The organism is Nostoc sp., from assembly GCF_035638895.1.
Taxonomy (GTDB): Bacteria; Cyanobacteriota; Cyanobacteriia; order Cyanobacteriales; family Nostocaceae; genus Nostoc.
Genome location: NZ_DASQZC010000206.1, coordinates 1 through 1,916, shown reverse-complemented (window position 1 = coordinate 1,916; position 1,916 = coordinate 1). Strand labels below are relative to the sequence as shown.

The 1,916-nt window shown below is 42.2% G+C and carries 3 protein-coding genes; 2 read left to right on the top strand and 1 reads right to left on the bottom strand.

The window, feature by feature from the left end; translation table 11 throughout:
• A partial coding sequence (locus VE944_RS10090) for an ABC transporter ATP-binding protein (protein ID WP_324976039.1) occupies positions 1-1,006 on the top strand: 1,006 nt, incomplete at its 5' end.
• On the opposite strand, the gene VE944_RS10085 is transcribed toward VE944_RS10090, so the two are convergent.
• Positions 961-1,212, bottom strand: coding sequence for a hypothetical protein (locus VE944_RS10085; protein ID WP_324976037.1), 252 nt, complete (start codon positions 1,210-1,212; stop codon positions 961-963). The genes VE944_RS10090 and VE944_RS10085 overlap by 46 nt on opposite strands.
• A 161-nt stretch (positions 1,213-1,373) precedes the next feature.
• Between VE944_RS10085 and VE944_RS10080 the strand changes: the two genes are divergently transcribed.
• Positions 1,374-1,916: Uma2 family endonuclease (locus VE944_RS10080; RefSeq protein WP_324976035.1), on the top strand; the 543-nt coding region annotated here is incomplete at its 3' end.

Genomic DNA, 1,916 nt, shown 5'->3' with positions numbered 1-1,916 from the left:
GCGAACGATCGCTGGTTTAGAAACCGCTACATCTGGCAAACTCTATATTGGCGATCGCTTGGTGAATAATATCCCAGCCAGACAACGGGATGTGGCGATGGTATTCCAAAACTACGCTCTCTATCCTCACATGAGTGTGGCGGAAAACATCGGCTTTGGCTTGCAAATGCGGAAGGTTGACCAAAAAATCATTCAAGAACGCGTGATGAATGTGGCGCGATCGCTTTCTCTAGATCACTTGCTGGATCGTAAGCCGAAACAACTTTCCGGGGGACAGCAACAACGGGTAGCATTAGGAAGAGCGATCGCTCGTGAACCACAAGTGTTTTTACTTGATGAACCTTTATCTAATTTAGATGCCCAATTACGCGATGATACAAGGGCAGAATTGAAACAGCTACATCACGAATTAGGCATTACAACAATCTACGTCACTCACGATCAAGTCGAAGCGATGACTCTGGCTGATAAAATTGTCGTGCTAAATCGCGGACGGATTCAACAAATTGGCGATCCCCAAACTATTTATGCAAGTCCTGCTAATCAGATGGTGGCAACTTTTTTAGGCAGTCCACCAATGAATATTTTGCCTGCCATCTATGAAAATAATGGTTTTGATGTAAGTGGACAGTTATTAATAATTCCAGCAGTTGTGAAAGAGAAATTACAGTTGCGTCAGGGACACAGTTATGATTTGGGGATTCGTCCAGAGCATATTTTTATTAACGTAGACGCTTCTCTACGAGACGCTACGCGAACGGATTGCCGCAGGCTACCGCCAACTTGCCAAGAAGTAAATGAGAGTCAGTTGATTGTGGAAGTTAAAGTGGTGGAACCTTTGGGAAGGGAAACTTTGATTCGTGCTGGTTTACCTGGTTCGGCGGTAGTCTTGAATATTCAGGTGGGCGGGGATGTGCGTCCGCGTCCAGGCGATCGCCTTTCTCTACAACTTGATTTAAATTATCTATTCGTATTTGATCCCAAAACTGGGGACAGAATATTATAAGCGCTTCGGAGTGTAAAATATAATTGTTTTGTGTGCGATCGCTGTGACGGGGTGTAGGGGCAATCGCTGTAATTGGTGGCGAGGGATAGATTAGCGATCGCATCCAGAATCATCACCACACCGCCGTTAATCCAATTTTTGACCGTAACTCTGACCTTGCCCTTGCGTCGTGCGATGCCTGCGGCGGGCGTAGCCATCGCGGTCATTTGTTAACCCAATAGCGAAAATTTGCTATATCTCTTGCTGAGTAAGAACCTTGGCGCGTCCATGCCGATTTACTTTCACCTTTGATCGCTACACCCCATTAACACTTAATTTTCAGGTTACAGCAGTGAGAAGTGTTTATATCCATAATCAGGATGAAATAATGATTCAATCACTACAAAAACTATTTACATTTGATGAATATTTAGAGTTTTTAGAAACACAACCGGAAAACATTCGTTATGAATTACACGACGGAGATATTATTCAAATGCCGCCACCATCAGGCAAACACGAGCAAATAGTAGCATTTTTAACAATGATGTTAGGGTATGAGTGTCTTCGTCTTAAACTCTATTACGGTATACCTAAAACCGCAACGGTGAAGCCAGAAAATAAAATGTCAGGGTACTATCCTGATGTTTTATTAATGAATTTTTCTAACTTGGGTAATGAACCATTATGCCAGAAACAATCTATTCTTAGTAAACCAGATTCAATTCCATTAGTGATTGAAGTGGTCAGTACTAACTGGAGAGATGATTATCATAAAAAGTTTGCCGATTATGAAGAAATGGGTATTCAAGAATATTGGATTGTGGATTATGCTGCTTTGGGTAGCAAAGAATTGATAGGCGACCCCAAACAGCCAACAATCACAATTTACTCTTTAAGTGATGAGGGTGAATATCGTGGTAAACAGTTT

Excerpts from the sequence above, each read along its gene's own strand:
- VE944_RS10085 (WP_324976037.1), bottom strand. The coding sequence starts at position 1,212 with ATGACCGCGATGGCTACGCCCGCCGCAGGCATCGCACGACGCAAGGGC.